The organism is Nocardia thailandica NBRC 100428 (assembly GCF_000308795.1).
In the GTDB taxonomy this organism is placed as follows: Bacteria; Actinomycetota; Actinomycetes; order Mycobacteriales; family Mycobacteriaceae; genus Nocardia; species Nocardia thailandica.
Window position 1 is genome coordinate 1 of sequence record NZ_BAGK01000238.1, and the last position, 16,656, is coordinate 16,656.

The 16,656-nt window shown below is 71.5% G+C and carries 18 protein-coding genes and 1 pseudogene; 8 read left to right on the top strand and 11 right to left on the bottom strand.

Annotated elements, in window-relative coordinates; all coding sequences use genetic code 11:
• The 5 genes and pseudogenes from ON36_RS34310 to ON36_RS27280 form a co-directional block, all read right to left on the bottom strand.
• Positions 1–510: pseudogene (locus tag ON36_RS34310) on the bottom strand (hypothetical protein); the annotation flags it as partial.
• Between the two features lie 77 nt (positions 511–587).
• Positions 588–1,202, bottom strand: a complete 615-nt coding sequence (locus ON36_RS27265) for a DUF1707 SHOCT-like domain-containing protein (RefSeq protein WP_043659581.1) — start codon at positions 1,200–1,202, stop codon at positions 588–590.
• An 88-nt stretch (positions 1,203–1,290) separates the two neighbouring features.
• The gene (locus tag ON36_RS27270) at positions 1,291–1,944 is read right to left on the bottom strand and encodes a response regulator (RefSeq protein WP_043659435.1); all 654 of its coding nucleotides are present in this window, start codon (positions 1,942–1,944) and stop codon (positions 1,291–1,293) included.
• Positions 1,937–3,118 carry a MacS family sensor histidine kinase gene (macS, locus tag ON36_RS27275; RefSeq protein ID WP_043659437.1) on the bottom strand — a complete coding sequence of 394 codons (1,182 nt, stop codon included), beginning with the start codon at positions 3,116–3,118 and terminating at the stop codon, positions 1,937–1,939. The genes ON36_RS27270 and macS overlap by 8 nt, the downstream gene beginning before the upstream one ends.
• Positions 3,099–4,346 carry an AI-2E family transporter gene (locus tag ON36_RS27280; protein ID WP_043659439.1) on the bottom strand — a complete coding sequence of 416 codons (1,248 nt, stop codon included), beginning with the start codon at positions 4,344–4,346 and terminating at the stop codon, positions 3,099–3,101. Before ON36_RS27280 ends, macS begins: the two co-directional genes overlap by 20 nt.
• A 72-nt stretch (positions 4,347–4,418) precedes the next feature.
• Here ON36_RS27280 and ON36_RS27285 point away from each other — a divergent pair, with 72 nt between their 5' ends.
• The 3 genes from ON36_RS27285 to ON36_RS27295 all read left to right on the top strand — a co-directional run bounded on the left by ON36_RS27285 (position 4,419) and on the right by ON36_RS27295 (position 7,462).
• Positions 4,419–5,942: an adenylate/guanylate cyclase domain-containing protein gene (locus ON36_RS27285; protein ID WP_052314406.1), complete on the top strand. Its 1,524-nt coding sequence runs from the start codon at positions 4,419–4,421 to the stop codon at positions 5,940–5,942.
• A 4-nt stretch (positions 5,943–5,946) separates the two neighbouring features.
• Positions 5,947–7,035: a lysylphosphatidylglycerol synthase transmembrane domain-containing protein gene (locus ON36_RS27290; RefSeq protein WP_043659442.1), complete on the top strand. Its 1,089-nt coding sequence runs from the start codon at positions 5,947–5,949 to the stop codon at positions 7,033–7,035.
• Between the two features lie 64 nt (positions 7,036–7,099).
• Entirely contained in the window at positions 7,100–7,462 is a 363-nt protein-coding gene (locus ON36_RS27295) for a DUF3054 domain-containing protein (RefSeq protein ID WP_043659445.1), read from the top strand.
• Between the two features lie 3 nt (positions 7,463–7,465).
• Here ON36_RS27295 and ON36_RS27300 read toward each other — a convergent pair whose 3' ends face one another.
• Complete coding sequence (locus ON36_RS27300; protein ID WP_052314394.1) at positions 7,466–9,103, bottom strand: NTF2-like N-terminal transpeptidase domain-containing protein; 1,638 nt, start codon at positions 9,101–9,103, stop codon at positions 7,466–7,468.
• Positions 9,104–9,531: 428 nt separating this feature from the next.
• Here ON36_RS27300 and abmR point away from each other — a divergent pair, with 428 nt between their 5' ends.
• A complete protein-coding gene (gene abmR, locus ON36_RS27305; protein WP_043659450.1) occupies positions 9,532–10,101 on the top strand; it encodes an ATP-binding transcription factor AbmR in 570 nt (189 codons plus the stop codon).
• Between the two features lie 15 nt (positions 10,102–10,116).
• On the top strand, positions 10,117–10,572 hold the full coding sequence (gene aroQ / locus ON36_RS27310) for a type II 3-dehydroquinate dehydratase (RefSeq protein ID WP_043659452.1): 456 nt from the start codon (positions 10,117–10,119) through the stop codon (positions 10,570–10,572).
• On the opposite strand, the gene ON36_RS27315 is transcribed toward aroQ, so the two are convergent.
• Entirely contained in the window at positions 10,569–11,015 is a 447-nt protein-coding gene (locus ON36_RS27315; protein WP_043659454.1) for a nitroreductase family deazaflavin-dependent oxidoreductase, read from the bottom strand. The two genes, aroQ and ON36_RS27315, sit on opposite strands and share 4 nt — an antisense overlap.
• 118 nt (positions 11,016–11,133) lie before the next feature.
• Complete coding sequence (locus ON36_RS27320) at positions 11,134–12,015, bottom strand: NAD(P)-dependent oxidoreductase (protein ID WP_043659457.1); 882 nt, start codon at positions 12,013–12,015, stop codon at positions 11,134–11,136.
• A gap of 172 nt (positions 12,016–12,187) precedes the next feature.
• On the opposite strand from ON36_RS27320, the gene ON36_RS27325 reads away from it, so the two are divergent.
• The gene (locus ON36_RS27325; RefSeq protein WP_052314395.1) at positions 12,188–12,502 is read left to right on the top strand and encodes a winged helix-turn-helix transcriptional regulator; all 315 of its coding nucleotides are present in this window, start codon (positions 12,188–12,190) and stop codon (positions 12,500–12,502) included.
• Here the strand turns inward: ON36_RS27325 and ON36_RS27330 are convergent.
• Complete coding sequence (locus ON36_RS27330) at positions 12,496–13,260, bottom strand: SDR family oxidoreductase (protein ID WP_043659463.1); 765 nt, start codon at positions 13,258–13,260, stop codon at positions 12,496–12,498. The genes ON36_RS27325 and ON36_RS27330 overlap by 7 nt on opposite strands.
• 157 nt (positions 13,261–13,417) lie before the next feature.
• Between ON36_RS27330 and ON36_RS27335 the strand changes: the two genes are divergently transcribed.
• Positions 13,418–14,287, top strand: coding sequence for a helix-turn-helix transcriptional regulator (locus ON36_RS27335; protein WP_043659467.1), 870 nt, complete (start codon positions 13,418–13,420; stop codon positions 14,285–14,287).
• Here the strand turns inward: ON36_RS27335 and ON36_RS27340 are convergent.
• Positions 14,269–15,393 (bottom strand): glycerate kinase, encoded by a 1,125-nt coding sequence (locus tag ON36_RS27340; protein ID WP_043659469.1) that lies wholly within the window; start codon positions 15,391–15,393, stop codon positions 14,269–14,271. The two genes, ON36_RS27335 and ON36_RS27340, sit on opposite strands and share 19 nt — an antisense overlap.
• 132 nt (positions 15,394–15,525) lie before the next feature.
• Between ON36_RS27340 and ON36_RS27345 the strand changes: the two genes are divergently transcribed.
• Entirely contained in the window at positions 15,526–15,837 is a 312-nt protein-coding gene (locus ON36_RS27345; RefSeq protein WP_043659471.1) for a GNAT family N-acetyltransferase, read from the top strand.
• Here the strand turns inward: ON36_RS27345 and ON36_RS27350 are convergent, their stop codons facing one another.
• A complete protein-coding gene (locus ON36_RS27350; RefSeq protein WP_043659474.1) occupies positions 15,838–16,599 on the bottom strand; it encodes a lysophospholipid acyltransferase family protein in 762 nt (253 codons plus the stop codon). It abuts the gene before it with no gap.
• Positions 16,600–16,656: the final 57 nt, after the last annotated feature.

The window sequence follows — 16,656 nt, forward strand, 5'->3', positions numbered from 1 at the left end:
TGATACACCGCCCGCGAAGGCGCCCGTGTCCCTCGCCTCACGTCCCGCCCCGGCACCGCCCGTCAGCCCATGGGACTCCGGCCGCTGGCCACCCCACGGACCCGTCATCGGCACCGGCATCACCCCGGACGCCGCCGCGGGCACGCTAGTCCGCGGAGCACCCCACAGCGGCTGCGGCTCGGGAACCACGCCGGGGCCGGAGCCGGTATCGGCTGCGCCCGGCGACCCGTCCCCGCCGCCCGTGGTCGGGGCAGTCGCTGGCTCGGCACCTTCGGGCACCCGCGCGCTCACCGGCGACTCGTCCTGCTCGGACGTAGTGCCCGGGCGCGCTGACCAGGCGCCCACCGGAACACCCGAGGGCGGCGTGGCGACCGCGCTCGTCTCCCCCGCGTCCACCAGCTGATCCCGCAGCAGGGCCAGGTCTCCGCCGAGCGTGTTCATCCGGTCGGCGAGGGTGCGGAACTCGCCCGAGAGGCGGCCGACCAGGGCCGGATCGAGAGAAGTGTTCATGACACTCATCCTCGGCGCGGGGCCGCGGGCTGCCATGAGTAGAAACCCCCGGTCGCGGGCCGGGAACTACGTGATCGTCAGCGGTAGCCCATGAGTTTGCGCCACTGGGCCATGAGCGGGTGCTTGGCGGTGACCGAGCCGAGGCGGGTGCGGCCGTGCACGATCACGTGCAGCGGGCCGATGGGCGGGCCGGTACGCACCTTGTTGGTGGCACTCGAGCCGATCAGATCGAGGCCGTTGAGGTCGACCGTCGCGGCCTCGGGCAGCATCAGGGTCAGCGAGCTGCACACGTCGTCGACCCGGATCTCGACCACCTGCGTCTGCATGACGGCCTCGGTGAAGTCGAGTGTCACCCCGGACAGGATGTTGTTGAGGTGCAGGACCGGCGGCACGTGCCACGGGCCGCGCCGCTGCACGCCCGACAGCCTGCTGCGGATGACGTCGTGCCCGGAGTGTCCGGGGCGCACCGCCGCCGGACGTGGCCGGGGCGCGGCGGGGACGCCGGACACCCGGACCCCGGGCAGGTCGACGAGGACCGCGTTGAGGTCGGCGCGGGTTCGCGCGGCCAGCGCGGTGTCCATGCGCTCGGTGAACTCGCCGAGCGAGAGCATGCCGAGACCGACCGCCCGCTGCAGCAGTTCGCCGACGTGTTCGCGTTCCGCATCGGAGACGCGCAGGTCACGGTCGCCGATGGGGGCGCCGGAGGTGGAGAGGGATTCGGGACCGCCCATGTCATCGAGGGTAGCCAGCGGGGGCGGTCGCGGACATCAGGGCAAACCCCTATTCCAGTCCCTGTTCGATGGCGTAGCGGGTGAGTTCGACGCGGTTGGCCAGCTGGAGTTTGCGCAGGGTGGCCTGCACGTGGTTCTCCACGGTGCGGTGGGACAGGCCGAGGCGGGTGGCGATCTGCTTGGCGGACAGTCCCTTGGCGACCATGCGCAGGACTTCGGTCTCCCGGTCGGTGAGCGAGGGCCGATGCGGCCGGTCCGGTTCGGCCGGTGCGGTGGCCATCCGCCGGTATTCGCCGAGTACGAGCCCGGCGAGCCCCGGCGTGAACACCGGCTGCCCGGCGTGGGTGGCGCGCACGGCGTCGACCAGCTCGGCCGCGGACGCGCTCTTGACCAGATAACCGCTGGCCCCGGCCTTGATGGCGTCGAGGACGTCGTCGCGTTCGGCCGAGGCCGACAGCACGAGGACGCGGCTGTGCGGGGACACCCGGAGCACCTCGGCGGTGGCGGTCGCGCCGCTGCCGTCGGGTAACTGCATGTCCATGAGCACCACCGCCGGTCGCACGGCGGCGGCCCGGCGGCCCGCCGCGCCGACGCTGTCGGCGGTGGCGGCGACGGTGAAGCCCGCCTCGGCGAGGTCGCGGGAGACCCCGTCGCGCCACATCGGGTGGTCGTCGACCACCATGACCGTGATCTCGTCAGCCATGACTGTTCCTGTCCCCTCGCGGAATCCGGAATTCCCATTCGGTGCCGTCGTCGTCGGTCAGCAGGTCGGCGGTGCCGCCGAGTTCGGTGATACGGCCGACGATGGACCGCGAAACGCCCATCCGGCCTTCGGCTCTGGCCGCGTCGAGCCGTCCCGCCGGGATGCCGGGGCCGTCGTCGCGGACCGCGACGACCAGTTCGTCGCCGGTGTCCTCCAGCAGGACATAGGCTTTCGCGCCCGGCCCGGCGTGCAGGGTCACGTTCGACAGGGCCGTGGCCACCGCGGCGGCGATCTCCTTCGCCGTCCACGACGCCGCGAGCACCGGCTCGCCGGGCGTGGCCACCGAGACCGACGGGGTGGCCTGGGCGGTCAGGAGGGGACGCAGGTCGACCTCGGCGGCGTCGGTCTCCGGGCGGGCGGCCTGCTCGGAGATCAGCACCCGCAACGCCACCTCCTGCTCGCCTGCCCGATCGGCCAGTTCGGTGGCCGCTCCGCCGATCTCGGTGCCGCGGCGTTTGATGTAGGCCAGGACCTGCAGCACGCCGTCGTGTACCTGCCTGGACAGGCGTTCGCGTTCCTCGGCGGCCGCGGTCAGCCGCAGCGCCCGCTCGAGCTGGCGCTGGGCGCGCTGGGCGGTGTCGGCGGCCAGCCCGAGCGCGAGGCCGACCGACACGAGCACCGGAGCGGTGGCGTCGCCCCAGACGTCCTGTCCCCACTGCTCGCGCACCGTCACCACGACCGCGGACATCAGCAGGCCCGACGCCACGCCTGCCACCGGGCCGAGCAGGATCGCCATCGAGATGACCGAGTTGGCGATCCACAGCGTGGTCGGCAGGGTCTGATGGCCGTGATACCAGTCGTAGTCGGCGACGAGCCGGGTCGAGGCGATGAGCGCGATGGTGACCACCTGGTCGCCGACGACCACCCAGCCCCGGATGCGGGCCGCCGCGGCGGGGAAGTACCACTGCGACAGCAGCAGCGCCGACACCCCGGACCAGATCGCCATCACCGCGACGAGCACCCAGCTCAGCCGCTGGTTCTCGTAGTAGGGCACCGACGCGATCTGCTGGCCGACGGCGTAGAGCAGGGTGACCAGGCGGAAGGCCTGGGCGGCGCGCCACAGCGGCGCGGTCGCCACCTCGGTGGCGGCGAGGTCAGCGGTGTGGGTCCGCATCCGGGGCGCCGCTCTCCCCGGCGCCCTCCCGGCGCAGGGTCTCGGCCACGTCGAAACGATCAGGCACCGGGTTGTCGGCCTGCGCCGAATAGAGTCTTCGATCCTCGCCCTGTAGCTCGCTGTAGAGCTCCTGCGGACTGTCGGAGAGCAGGTAGCGCACGGCCGTGTTCGCCACGGCGACGAACGGCACCGCGAGCAGCGCCCCCGCGATCCCACCGACGACCAGGCCCGCGGCGATGGCGAGGACCACGGCCAGCGGGTGGATGCTCACCGCGCGGCCGAGCAGCAGCGGCTGGAGCACGTGCCCCTCGAGCTGCATCACGGCGACGATGATGCCGAGCACGATCAGCGCGGTGACCGGGCCCTTGGTGACCAGCGCGATGAACACGGCGATGAACCCGGCGAAGAAGGCACCGATGATCGGGATGAACGCGCTGATGAACACCAGCGACGCCAGCGGCAGCGCGAGCGGCACGCCGAGGATCGCCAGACCCGCGCCGATACCGATGGCGTCGACCGCGGCGACGACGACGGTGGCCCGCACGAAGCCGACCAGCGTCCCGAACCCCAGCTCACCGGCCGTGCGCACCTTCTCCCGGTGCGGGGTGGGGATGATCCGGGTGACGAAATGCCAGATCTGGTCGCCGCCGTACAGGAAGAAGATGAGGACGAACAGCGTCAGGAACGCGCCGGTCAGGATGTGGCCGATGGCGGTCGCGGTGGTGAGCGCGCCGCTGGTCAGCCCGTCGCGGTTGTCCTGGATGGTGCGCACGATGGTGTCGCCCGCGTTGCGGATCTGCTCGTCGCTCAGGTGCGCTGGCCCGTTGATCAGCCAGTCCTGCACCTTGTGGACGCTGTCGGTGACCTCGTTGGACAGCCGGGGCACGCCGTCGACGAACTGCTCCACGACGAAGGTGAGGATGCCCGCCAGCACGCCGATCGACCCGACCAGCGAGACGAACACCCCGAGCGAGCGCGGGATACCGACCCGCTGCAGCCAGTCGACCAGCGGCGCGAGCAGCGCGGCGGCCAGCAGCGCCAGCGCCATCGGGATGACCACCGAGGCGAATTTCTGCACCAGCATCCCGAGCGCGAGCAGCGCCGCGAAGATGACGAGCAACCGCCAGCTCCACGCCGCGCCCTTGCGCACGAGCGGGTGCACCGCCTCGGCGTCCCCACGCAGGAGTGCGGACACGGCGGCAGGTGAATCCGTCTTCTGGTCGGTCACGTTCGTGAGCCTATCGGTCCGAACGCTAGATTGGTGATCGTGTCGGCGCCACTGGAAGCGGTCAAACAGACCATGCGAACGCGCTGGCCGCTGTATCTGACCTCGATGCTGCTGGCCAACGCCTTCGGCGCCGTGCTCGTCTGGGCCTTCATCCAGTACGGCCTTCCGGTGCCCGAGGGCGACCCGCGGGGCGTCAGGGAGAACTCGCTGATCGCGCCCCTGATCGTGTTCGGCGTCGCGGGCGTGCTCAGCGTCGTCGCCTCGTCGCTGATGCTGCGCCCGGTCATGCGCTGGCAGATGCGCGGCGGGCCGCCGAGCAGGCAGGAGCAGATGGCCGCGCTGCACGCGCCGCTGCGCCAGGCCATCCTGCACCTGATCCTGTGGATCGTCGGCGGCGGCGTGCTGGCCGCGCTGATCATCGTGGAGTCGCCGGAACTGGCGGGCGCGGTCATCGTGACCGAGTGCATGGCCGCGACCATCGTGTTCGGCTTCACCTACATGCTCGGCGAACGCATCCTGCGCCCGGTCGCCGCCGAGGCGCTGACCGAGGGCACCTTCGACCACACCCTCACCCCCGGTGTCGGCACCCGCATGGCCATGACCTGGGGCATGGGCACGTTCGCGCCGACCATCGCCATCGTGCTGCTGTGCGTCACCCAGATCTCGTCCGACGTGAAGTTCTCGGCGCAGTCGCTGGCCGTGTCGATCCTGCTGCTGTGCGGCGTGGTGATCATGCAGGCGCTGGCGCTGTCCATGCTGACCGGTTCCTCCATCTCCGACCCGGTGCGCCAGCTCTCGCAGGCCATCAACCGCGTGCAGGCGGGCGCGCTGGACGTGCAGGTCGAGGTGTTCGACGGCTCGGAGATCGGGCTGCTGCAGGTCGGCTTCAACCGCATGATGGACGAGGCCGCCAAGCGCAGGCGGTTGCAGGAGCTGTTCGGCCAGCACGTCGGCGAGGAGGTCGCCCAGCGCGCCCTCGACTACGGCACCGAGCTGGGCGGCGAGACCCGCTTCGTCGCGGTCCTGTTCGTCGACATGGTCGGCTCGACCGCGACGGCGGCCGAGCGACCGCCGACCGAGGTCGTCAGCCTGCTCAACGAGTTCTTCCGGGTGGTGGTCGAGGTGATCGACCACCACCACGGTTTCGTCAACAAGTTCGTCGGTGACGCGGCGCTGGCCATCTTCGGCGCGCCCCTCGACCGTCCCGACGCCCCGACCGCCGCCCTGGCCGCCGCCCGCGAACTGCGGGAGGCGTTGCGCGAGGTGGCCGGTCTCGACATCGGCATCGGCGTCTCGGCGGGCCTCGCGGTCGCGGGCAACATCGGCGCCGCGAATCGTTTCGAATACACGGTGATCGGCGACCCCGTCAACGAGGCCGCCCGGCTCACCGAACTGGCCAAAGATCGACCCGGCCGCGTCCTCGCTTCGGGCAGCGCGCTGTACTTCGCCGACGAAAGCGAGCAGGAACATTGGGACACCGGCGACGAGGTTCAGCTACGCGGCAGACGCCGCAAGACCCTGCTGGCCTGGCCGAAGGGGACTGCTGTCGCGGCCGACGGCGAAGACCTCGACGAACCGGCGCGTTCGTTAGGCTGAGCCGGTGACGGCCGACGGTGACCTCGCGGGCGAACCGGCCACGCCACCGGCCGCGCGTTCACCGCGCCGCCGCTTCCGGTGGCTGAAATGGGTGCTCGGCGTGGTGCTGGTCGCCCTGCTCGTCGCCGAAGGCGCCTACCTGTGGCCCCGGCTGCACGAGTCCTGGCAGAAGCTGACCGAGATCCACTGGGGATGGCTGGCGCTGTGCGTCTGGTTCCAGGCGCTGTCGATGAGCGGCTTCGGGCGGGTGCAGAAGCAACTGCTGCACGCGGGCGGGGTGAACGTCGGCCAGGGGAAATCGGTCTCGGTGGTCTACGGCGCCACGGCCATGTCGGTGACGCTGCCCGCCGGCCAGGTCTTCTCCACCGCGTTCACCTACCGCCAGACCCGCAAGTGGGGCGCGAGCCCGATCGTCGCCTCCTGGCAGCTCGTGTTCTCCGGCGTCGTCGCCGCGGTCGGGCTGGCCCTGCTCGGCGTCGCGGGCACCGCGCTGGTCGGCAACCGGATCGGGGTCAACCTGATCGTCTCGCTGCTGGCGCTCGGGGCGCTGCTGTTCGCGGGCAACTACGTCTCCCGGCATCCCGGCACCCTCGAGGCCGTGCTGCGCCGGGCCCTCGCCCTGGTCAACCGGCTGCGCAAGAAACCGGCCGACACCGGGATCGCCGAGCTCGGCGAGATCCGCAGGCAGCTGGAGTCGGTCGACCTCGGCCGCCGCGACGCCACCCTGGTCGGTTGCTGGGCGCTGGTGCACCGCTTCGCCGATGTGGCCTGCCTCGGCGCGGCCTGCTACGCGGTGGGCGCCGACCCCAAGCTGTCCGGCCTGCTGATCGCGTTCACCGCGGGCAAGGCGGTCGGCTCGATCCCGTTCGCGCCCGGCGGCATCGTCTACGTCGACGCGACGCTGATCTACGGCCTCACCGCGACCGCGGGCCTGGCCGCCTCGCAGGCGGTGGCCGCCGCCTTCGTCTACCGCCTGGTGAGTTTCATCCTCGTCGCGGTGGTCGGCTGGATCGTGTTCGCCTTCCTCTTCCGTACGCCCGAGGCCGGAGATGCCGAGTACGAGAAGGAGTTCGAGGAGCGCAGGCCGCTGTGATTGCACTGGTCAGGGCATATCCCTTCCGGCGCGTACAAGATCAGCGGTGACTAACCTTCTCTCTGTGAGAAATGTGGCCCCCTTCGCCGTCGACGTCGTTCTGGTCATCGTCTTCTGCGCCATCGGCAGGCGCAGCCACGACGAAGCGATCCTGGCCGGCCTCGCGAAGACCGTGTGGCCCTTCGCGATCGGGCTGATCATCGGCTGGGCCGTCGCCGCGGTCACCGCGCGCCGGCTGTTCGGGCGGCTGGACGGCACGGCCCTGTGGCCGACGGGCGTGCTGGTCTGGCTCGGCACGCTCGCCGGCGGCATGGTCCTGCGCGCGGTGAGCGGCCAGGGTGTCGCCGTCAGCTTCGTGATCGTGGCCGCGTGCGTGCTCGCCCTGTTCCTGCTCGGCTGGCGCGCCGCCATCCGCGCCCTGCGCTGAGGGCTACGGCTCCGGCGTCGCCAGCGACTTGAGCAGGACGTTGGCCATGCGCGAGGTGGCGTTGCCGCTGTCGACGTCGGCGATGTGGATGGCGAAGGCGAGGTCGCCCATGGTGGCGAGGAGCCAGCCGTCGGTGCCGCCGGTCGCCGGGAAGGCCAGCACGTCGCGGAATCCGCGCACCGGCGCCGCGTCCGGCTTGCCGACACCTTCGTGCAGCATGCCGCGCAACCGGTCGACCGCGGCCGCGGGCAGCGCGGGCGCCTGGGTCTCGGTCGTGCTCGGGCGGCCGTTCTCGATCATCGGCGGGACCAGCGAGCCGCGCGCGATGGCCGCGGCGGCGATCGCCATCCCGAAGGGGCTGGCCAGCACGGCGTCGGTGCCGCCGCCCTGGCGGACCTGCTCGGCGCTGCGGCCCGCGGTGCCGATGCGACCGGTCACCTCGTCGAGCCCGGGCACCTTGAAGTCGACCCCGATGCCGAGCGCGGTGGCCGCCTCGGCCGCCTCCTGCACCGACACGTCCTGCGGTGCCTTGTTCTTCAGCGCGGCGGCGACGTTGCGGAACAGTTCCATGGCGTCGCCCGCCGGGTAGAGCCCCGTGAAGGCGAGCGGGCCCTTCTCGGTGGAGTAGGTGTTCTGCGCGACCGCGACGACCGCGCCGGTCGACGGCTGGATGGCCACGATCTCGGCGGCCGTTCCGGCGCTGACCACCGCGTCCTCGGCGGCGCGCTGGAGCCGCTGGTCCATGGTCGCGGAGATGTCGGGCCCGGCGGGGCCCTGGTAGCCGGCGATCTGGTTGACCAGCTTGCCGTCGGGTTCGAAGATCTGCACGCCCCAGCCGGAGTGCGCCTCCTGGCTGTCCTGCCAGACCTTGCGCAGGGCGTCGAGCATGGGCGACCAGGTGCGGCGGTCGGCGGAGATCAGCTTGGGCTGCTGTTCCATGACCACGCCGGGGATCCGCGCCATGCGGGGCTCCAGGATCTCGAAGTCGGCCTGGCGCAGGTTGACCGCGACGACCGGCTGCCCCTGCGCGGCGGCGAGCTGCTGCATGAGCGAGGGGCCGGTGATGAGCGGGGCGACCGGCTCGATGGCGTCCGCGAGCGCGTTGGTCGTCCCGACCAGGTCCCCGGTGCGGGCGGGGTCGACCTTGATGACGTTGAGCGTCTGCTCGGTCATGAGCGCCTCGCCGGACAGGTCGGTGACCTTCGGCGGCGGCTTCGGCAGGGTGCGCACCAGCTTGACGGTGCGATTGTTGGTGAGCTGGGGCATGACGACGGCCGGGTCCCAGGAGATGCGCCAGCCGATGGCCAGCTTCCGGACGGTGCCCTCGAGCGTGTAGTGCCAGTCCTTGTTCTCGCCGAAGTTCCAGCTGACGTCCATGCTGAAGATGCCCGACTCCGGATCGAGCCCGATGAACTGGGTCTTGCGGTAGTCGACGGTGCCCGAGTCGAGGCCCTCGAACATTTGCTTCAGGGTTGCGGACGCGGCGGTCGGGTAGGAGGTGAGGTCGGCCGCCTTGGCGTAATCCTTCTTGTCGAGCAGATCGGTGAACCGCGAAACGAGGGTTTCGGGTTCACTCTGCTGCCCGCCGATCCCGCACGAGCACATGACGGCAGCGAGGGCGGCTGCCCCCACCAATGCCATTGCGCCCCGGACGCGAAAGCGGCGGGATCCCCACACATCCATATCGCCCACTCTTCACTCTTGCCACTCCGGTAACAACACCACCGTACCGGACCGTGACCTGCCTGCGATGCCCCGGTAACACGGGACGTTACCCATCCTCAGCAACTCGATTGTGCCCGAAATCTCCCCATCTCGGGGGGCGGTTCCGGGCTCTCGCCCAGCCAGTAGCGACAACTAGCGCGCTTACCGTACCGGGCCGGAGGATCGGTTGTGCGAATCTCGCATGGTGCGGCGATTCAACGGGGGATTACCCCGCGCGCGACCCGGTCATTCCTGGCGAACCGACCAGTTCTCCTGTTCACCCAGAGCGTATCGGCCATTCCGTCGCAGCGGTGTAATCTTGTAATCACTGTAATAACTGCACAACAGACAGCAGGTGATCCGCCATGAAGAACGCCCATCGCGGCCGCGGTTTCGGCAAGTCCGGCGGCTGGCAGCAGGCCGATCTCCCCGACCCCGCCGACGCCCCGGACTGGTTCGCCGGGCGATTGCCCGGCGACTGGTTCACCGAACCGCCCACCATCGACATCGACCGCGACGAGATCGTGGTCGTCGGCAAGCTGCGCCTGCCCGAGCAGGCGGACAAGAACGACGTGCCCGCGGCGACGAAGGAGGGGGCGCTGGCCCGCTTCCGCGAGTCGACGCGACCCGCGCGCATGCAGATCGCCGACGAGGCCCAGCGCCGTTACGGCCGCAGCGTGGCCTGGGGCGTCGAACTCGACGGCGAGCGCATCCTGTTCACCCACCTGTCGGTCCCGGTGATGACGCGGCTGCGCCAGCCCGAACGCCAGGTGCTCGACACCCTGGTCGACGCGGGCGTCGCCCGGTCCCGCGCGGACGCGCTGGCCTGGACGGTGAAGCTGGCGGGCAAGCACGCCGAGAGCTGGCTCGCCGAACTGCGCGAGGCCATGCGCAAGGTCGACGACCTGCGCGCCGAGGGTCCGCGTGGCCTGTGAATTAAGGTGGCCTGCATGGCAGAACGCGCTGTGCAGGCCACGGGCCCGATCCTCGTCCTGAACGGGCCGAACCTGAACATGCTCGGCACCCGCCAGCCGGAGGTGTACGGCGCCGACACCCTCGACGACGTGATCGCGCTGTGCGAGCGCACCGCGGCCCGGTTCGGCCGCGAGATCGTCGCGTTCCAGACCAATCACGAGGGCGCGCTGATCGATCGCATCCATCAGGCGCGCGGCGAGGTCGCCGCGATCGTGATCAATCCGGGCGGCTGGACCCACACCTCGGTCGCGCTGCGGGACGCGCTGGTCATTCCGGAGGTGCCGATCGTGGAGGTGCACATCAGCAACGTGCACGCGCGGGAGGAGTTCCGGCACCATTCGTTCATCTCGCCGATCGCGACCGCCGTGGTGGCGGGCATGGGCATCCAGGGGTACGCCGCCGCGATCGAGTTCCTGGCGGGCCGGGCCTAGCCGATCCGGAAGACCGGGAACCCGGGGGCGATCTCGGCCAGCTGGGCGTCGGTGGCGTTCTTGTCGAGACCCTCGAAGAACCGGCCGACCTCCCAGCCCCACTTCTCCAGGTACAGCCGCAGCAGCGGGGTCTTGTCGGCGTCGGCGACCTCCACGGCGGAGAAGGTCTCGCTCTTGCGGCCCAGCCGCAGTTCGCCGCCACCCGCGGCGCGCAGGTTGCGCACCCACTGGGTGTGCCCGCGCGGCGCGACCAGGTAGCGCGCGCCGTCGGCGGTGGCCATGGGGTTGACCATGGTCGTGCGCCACTCCCCGCTCTTGCGTCCGCGGACCGCGAGCAGCCGCGAACCCATCACGCTGATCCCCAGCTTGGGCAGCAGGTTGAAGAACTTGTTCATGACCGGGTCGAGACCGGAGGGGCCGATATAGCGGGTGGCGGCGTTCATTTCGCGCCTCCTTCGTGAGCACTGCTCTCTGTTGAGAACAATGCTCCACCCCGTCGCCCGCAATGTCAAGAGCACTGCTCTCACTTTGTGCGGGCGACCCCTCCGGCCCCTCCGGCCGTCAGGCCGCGTCGCCGCGCAGCAGCCCGTAGACCGACACCGGCTCGCCCGCCTCCTCGGTGGCCGCGATGGCCCGGCGCCAGACTCCCTGCGCCACACGGGACAGCGTCGCGTCGACGCCGACCTCCTCGGAGGCGTCGATGATGTGCTGCGCGCCCGCGTCCATCATCTTCAGCTCGGCCAGCCCACCCCAGCCGCCCGCCCGGGCGGCGGCCGCGTACTCCTCGATGAAGAAGGGATAGGCCGCGGCCGAGCGCACCGCGTACGGGGCGAAGGCCGCGATGTCGTTGCCCGACTTCTCGATGGTGGCGAAGGCCTGGTTCAGGCTGATCATCCAGGGATGGAAGGTGATCAGCAGCGCCTGGTAGAACACCTGCGCCAGGCCGTCGTCGGCGCCGAGATACTCCGCCGGGCTGAGCGGACGCAACAGCTCGGCCACGGCGTCGAACACCGCACGCGGACCGCTGTAGAAGATGTAGGACGCCGGGTGGGAGATGTTGTCGCCCGCCGACATCACGCCGCCGGAGAGGAATTCGGCGCCGTGCGAGCGCACCCACGCCGCCCCCGCCCTCGCGTGCTCCGGCGAATCGGAGGAGAGATTGGCGATCACCTTGCCCGCCAGATGGTCGGTGGCCTGGCCGAGCACGTCGTACATCGCCGCGTAGTGCGTCAGGCTGACCACGGCGACCGCGTTCGCGTCGAGCGCCTCGGCGACGGTGGCCGCCCGCTTCGCGCCCAGGGCGACCATGGCGTCGGCCTTGTCGCCGCTGCGGTTCCACACCGTCACCTCGACACCGGCGTCGAGAAAGGCGCGGACCATCGCCCGGCCCATCGGGCCGAGGCCGAGCACCGAGACCGAACGGGAGCTCGTGTTGTCGGACATGTCGGATTCCTTCGTTCGTCGGGACTGGTTCGGCGCCGGTTCCGATGGTCGTCCGCGCAGGTAGACTCGACAAGTACGCACATGCGGGTGTGGTGACTTACCCCCAGGTCCGTGACGAGGTCGGGAGGATCCGTTGAACAGTTCCGGTGACGCACCTCACGACGTGTGCGGCATGAGCCTGGCGATCGACGTGGTCGGCGGCAAGTGGAAACTGCATCTGATGTGGGTGCTCGGCGGCGCACCGCAGCGCTTCGGCCGGATCCGCGACCTGCTGCCCGGGGTGAGCGAGAAGGTCCTCACCGAGAACCTGCGCCAGCTCGAGAACGCGGGCGTGGTGCACCGCGAGATCTATCCCGAGATCCCGCCGCGGGTGGAGTACTCGCTCACCGAACTCGGCGCCGACCTCGCCCGTGCCCTTCGCCCGCTCGAGGACTGGGGCGACCGCCACCGGGGGCAGCTGGCGCCCCGGCTCGCCCGGGCTCAGTAGGGCTGCCCGACCGGGAGCACCGCCAGCTGGGCGATGTTGACACCCCGGCGCCGCCCGGCCACGAAGGCCACGACCTCGGCGACGTCGCGGGGTTCCATCGTGGACACCTCCCCCGCCATGGCCGCCAGCTGCGCGGCGAAGCCGGCGTCGGCGACGTGCCCGCCGATCTCGGTGCCGGTCATCCCCGGTTCGATCGCCGCGACCCGGATGCCCTTGGGCCCCAAATCGGTACGCAGATTCCGCACCAGATGGCTGACGGCCGCCTTGGTGGCGAAGTAGACGTGGTAACCGGGGTAGGCGACCTGCGCGCCCAGCGACGAGATGGCGACGATGTCCACCGGGCCGCCGTCGCCGGCGGCGCGGAGCAGGGCAGGCACGAAGGCGTCGAGGGTGCGCAGGACGCCGTTGAGGTTCACGTCTATCTGGTGCCGCCACAGGTCGGCGCGCGGCTGTTCGGGCGAGAACGGCTGCATCACACCGGCATTGGGGACCAGCAGGTCGACGGTGCCGAGCTCGCGATCGATCCGGGCAGCGGCGTCGGCCAGCGCGTCCGGATCGGTGACGTCGGCCGCCACCGCGAGCGCGACGCCGCCCGCGGCGACGATCTCCGCGGCCAGCTCGTCGACGCGCTCCTTGCGCCGGGCCAGCAGCGCGACGGCGGCGCCGCAGGCCGCCAGCTCCCTGGCCGTGGCCGCGCCGATACCCGAGGACGCGCCGGTGACGACGGCGACGCGACCGGCCAGTGACCGAGTGCTCATGGTGGGACTCCGTTTCTCGACGACCCCGGACTGTCCGGGCCGAACCATCGTCGGTTCGCGCCGCCCCGGCCCGCCAGGCCCGGACCGGCCGGGGTCCGGGCGAGCCTGGGTCCGGCAGTACCAGGCGGGCGACCCGCCGATCGCCGATAATCGGCCGATGACCCGAAACCGCGAACTGGGCGAGTTCCTGCGCACCCAGCGCGCCCGCCGGACACCGGACCCCGCCGCGATCTGGTCGGGCCCGCGCCGGGTCCCCGGCATGCGGCGCGAGGAGGTGGCGCAGGCGGCGGGGGTCAGCGTGGACTACTACGTCCGGCTCGAGCAGGGCCGGATCGGCGCGGTGTCCGACGAGGTCCTCGACGCGGTCGCCGACGCCCTGCGGCTGACCGTCACCGAGCGCGAGCATCTGAACCGGCTCGCCGCCCGGCGCAGGCCGGAGACCACGCGCGCTCGGCGGGCGCGCCTCGATCCCGGCGTGCAGCGACTGCTGGATTCCTGGCCGGTGACCCCGGCCCACATCCTGGACCACCGCACGAACATCATCGCCGCGAACGACCTGTGCCGGAGCCTGTTCGCGGCGGTCGGCTGGGACCTGGCCGCGCAGGCCAACGCGGCGAGGCTGATCTTCCTCGACCCCGCCGCCCGGGAGTTCTACGTGGCCTGGGACGAGAAGGCCGAGTCGATGGTCAATTTCCTGCGGCTGTCGGCGGGCAGGCATCCCGGCGATCCGGAGTTGTCCGCGCTGGTGGGCGAACTCGCGGTCGGCAGCCGCGAGTTCGCGACGCTGTGGGCGGCGAACCGGGTGGCGGACAAGGGGATGGGCCTGGTGCGGATCCGGCATCCGGAGATCGGCGAGATGACGGTGCTCTTCCACGGTTTCCCGGTGCCCGGCGACGACGACCTCACGCTGGTGACGTTCACCCCGGCGACCGAGGCGGACGAGGAATCGCTACGGCTGCTGGGCAGCTGGCACGCGGATCCGCCGGAATCGCTGCGGGACAGGGCGGTTCAGCGCGAGGCGAAGTAGGTCCGGGCGATCTGCTCGCCGACCTCGGTGAGCAGATCGGCCGCGCCCGCGATCGAGCGCGCGGGGTCGGGTTCCAGCGCGCTGAGGGTGAAGCAGCCGGTGAAACCCGCGGCGCGGATCTCGCCGGGCGACAACAGGGTCCGGCCGACGGCCGCGACGACCGGCACCCCGGCCGCCCTGGCCGCCGCGCCGACGCCGACGGGCGCCTTGCCGCGCAGGCTCTGATGGTCGAGGGAGCCCTCGCCGGTCACGACCAGCGTCGCGCCCGACACCAGGTTCGGGAACTCGAGCAGTTCGAGCAGCACCTCGATCCCACTGCGCACCTGCGCACCGAGGACGGCCAGCGCGCCGAATCCGGTGCCGCCCGCCGCGCCCGCGCCGCGGACCTCGGCGTACCCGCGGCCGAGCACGGCCGCCCAATTGCTCAGAGCCGCTTCGAGAACGGCCACCTGTGCCGCGGTCGCCCCCTTCTGCGGCGCGAACACCGCCGCGGCGCCCGCGGGGCCGAGCAGCGGGTTGTCCACGTCGCAGGCCAGGGTGAACCGGGTCTCGGCGACCGCCGGGTGCAGGCCGGAGCGATCCACCGACACCACGCGGGCCAGGGCCGCGCCGCCCTCGCCGGGGTCCTCCCCCGCCGCGTCGCGCAGGCGAAGGCCGAGGGCGCGCAGCAGCCCGGCGCCGCCGTCGGTGGAGGCGCTGCCGCCGAGACCGAGCACGATCTCGCGGGCGCCCTGATCGAGGGCGTGCGCGATCACGACGCCGAGCCCGAAGGTGCTCGCGCCGAGCGGGTCGGGCCTGCCGCCGGGCAGCTTGGCCAGGCCGACCGCCGCCGCCAGCTCGATCACCGCGGTCGTGCCCTGGACGGCGTAGACCGCCGTCGAGGCCGCGCCGGTGGGACCGGGCGCGGGGACGACGACCCGCTGCCAGCCCGCCGCGATGAAGGCGTCGACCATGCCGTCCCCGCCGTCGGCCACCGGCACCCGCCGGATGTCGATGTCCGGGCGCACCCGGGTGATGCCCGCGGCCAGCGCCGCCGCGACCTCGGGCGCGGTCAGGGAGCCCTTGAACTTGTCGGGGGCGAGCACGACGCGGGGGGCGGGGGTCATCCCGACATTGTCCGGCCTGTCACCGAAACCCGCCAGGGATCGGTCCGGCCGCGCGGCCACGCCGGACCGCGGCGGGCCGGTGCAGGCGCGCGCCGCTGGCTGCGGCGCACGGCGTCGGATACGGTGCAACGCATGGCGACCGAGGTCCGCAACAACACCGCGCTCGAGCGCTTCGAGCTCACCGCCGACGGCCAGGCCGCCGGGTACGTCGAGTACCAGGACACGGGCGCCGAACGCGCGCTGGTGCACACCGAGATCTTCCCCCGCTTCGAGGGCCGAGGCTACGCGAACGTCCTGGTCGGGGCGGCCCTGGACGCCAGCCGGGACGAGGGCTACAGCGTGCTGCCGCTGTGCACCGTCGTCGGGCATTTCATCCGCAAGCATCCCCAGTACATCTCGCTGGTGCCGCAGGGGTCGCGGACGATGTTCGGGTTGCCGCTGTAGTCAGTAGGCCTTCACGGCGCCGTCGACCGCCGATTGCAGGTCGCTCTTGACCAGCCGGGCGATGTCGCCGGGGCGCTGCGGCAGGTCGAGGATCGGCGGGTTGAAGTAGAACGCGGACGACTGGACCTCCTCCCGGGTCGGCTCGACCCCCGGGTCCAGGCGCGGTCCGTAGCTGATCCCCAGGCTGACCAGCGCGGGCGGCGCCCCGAGCTTGGCCGCGCGGAAGGCGATGTGCCCGATTCCGCTGCCGACCGACTGCACCTGGGTCGGGTCGACGTCGTTGCAGGTGCCCTCGGGGAAGATCGCCAGGTGGTCGCCCGAGGCCAGCCGCCGCGCGCAGACGTCCATCATCTGCTGGCCGGCCGCGTTGACCGCGCGGATGCCGTGATCCTTGCCGCGGAACACCGGGATGCCGCCCATCATGTCGACCTTGCGACGCTGATCGGCCTCCACGAACAGCTCGTCCTTGGCCAGCACCCGGACCCGCCCGATGCGCGAGCGCAGCGGCGAGCGCCAGGCCGCGGCGGCGACGGTGTAGGGATCGCTCTGCGACAGATGGTTGAGCGAGTAGATCACCGGCCGCTTGCTGCGCAGCAGCTGACGCACCTGTTCCCTGGCGCCGCCCGCGAAGAAGACGCGCGGCCGGTACCGCCTGGCGAGCAGCGCGTAAGCCGCCAGCGCCTGCAGCCGGTTCTGGCGATGCCGCAGGTAGTAGTCGTAGACGGCGTCGCTGTTTTCCAGGAGGACCTCGGGCTGTCGCATGACGCGACACTACCGCCGCGCACCAGGGCTGCGCGGGGCCGCGTTTTTAGTGTCATG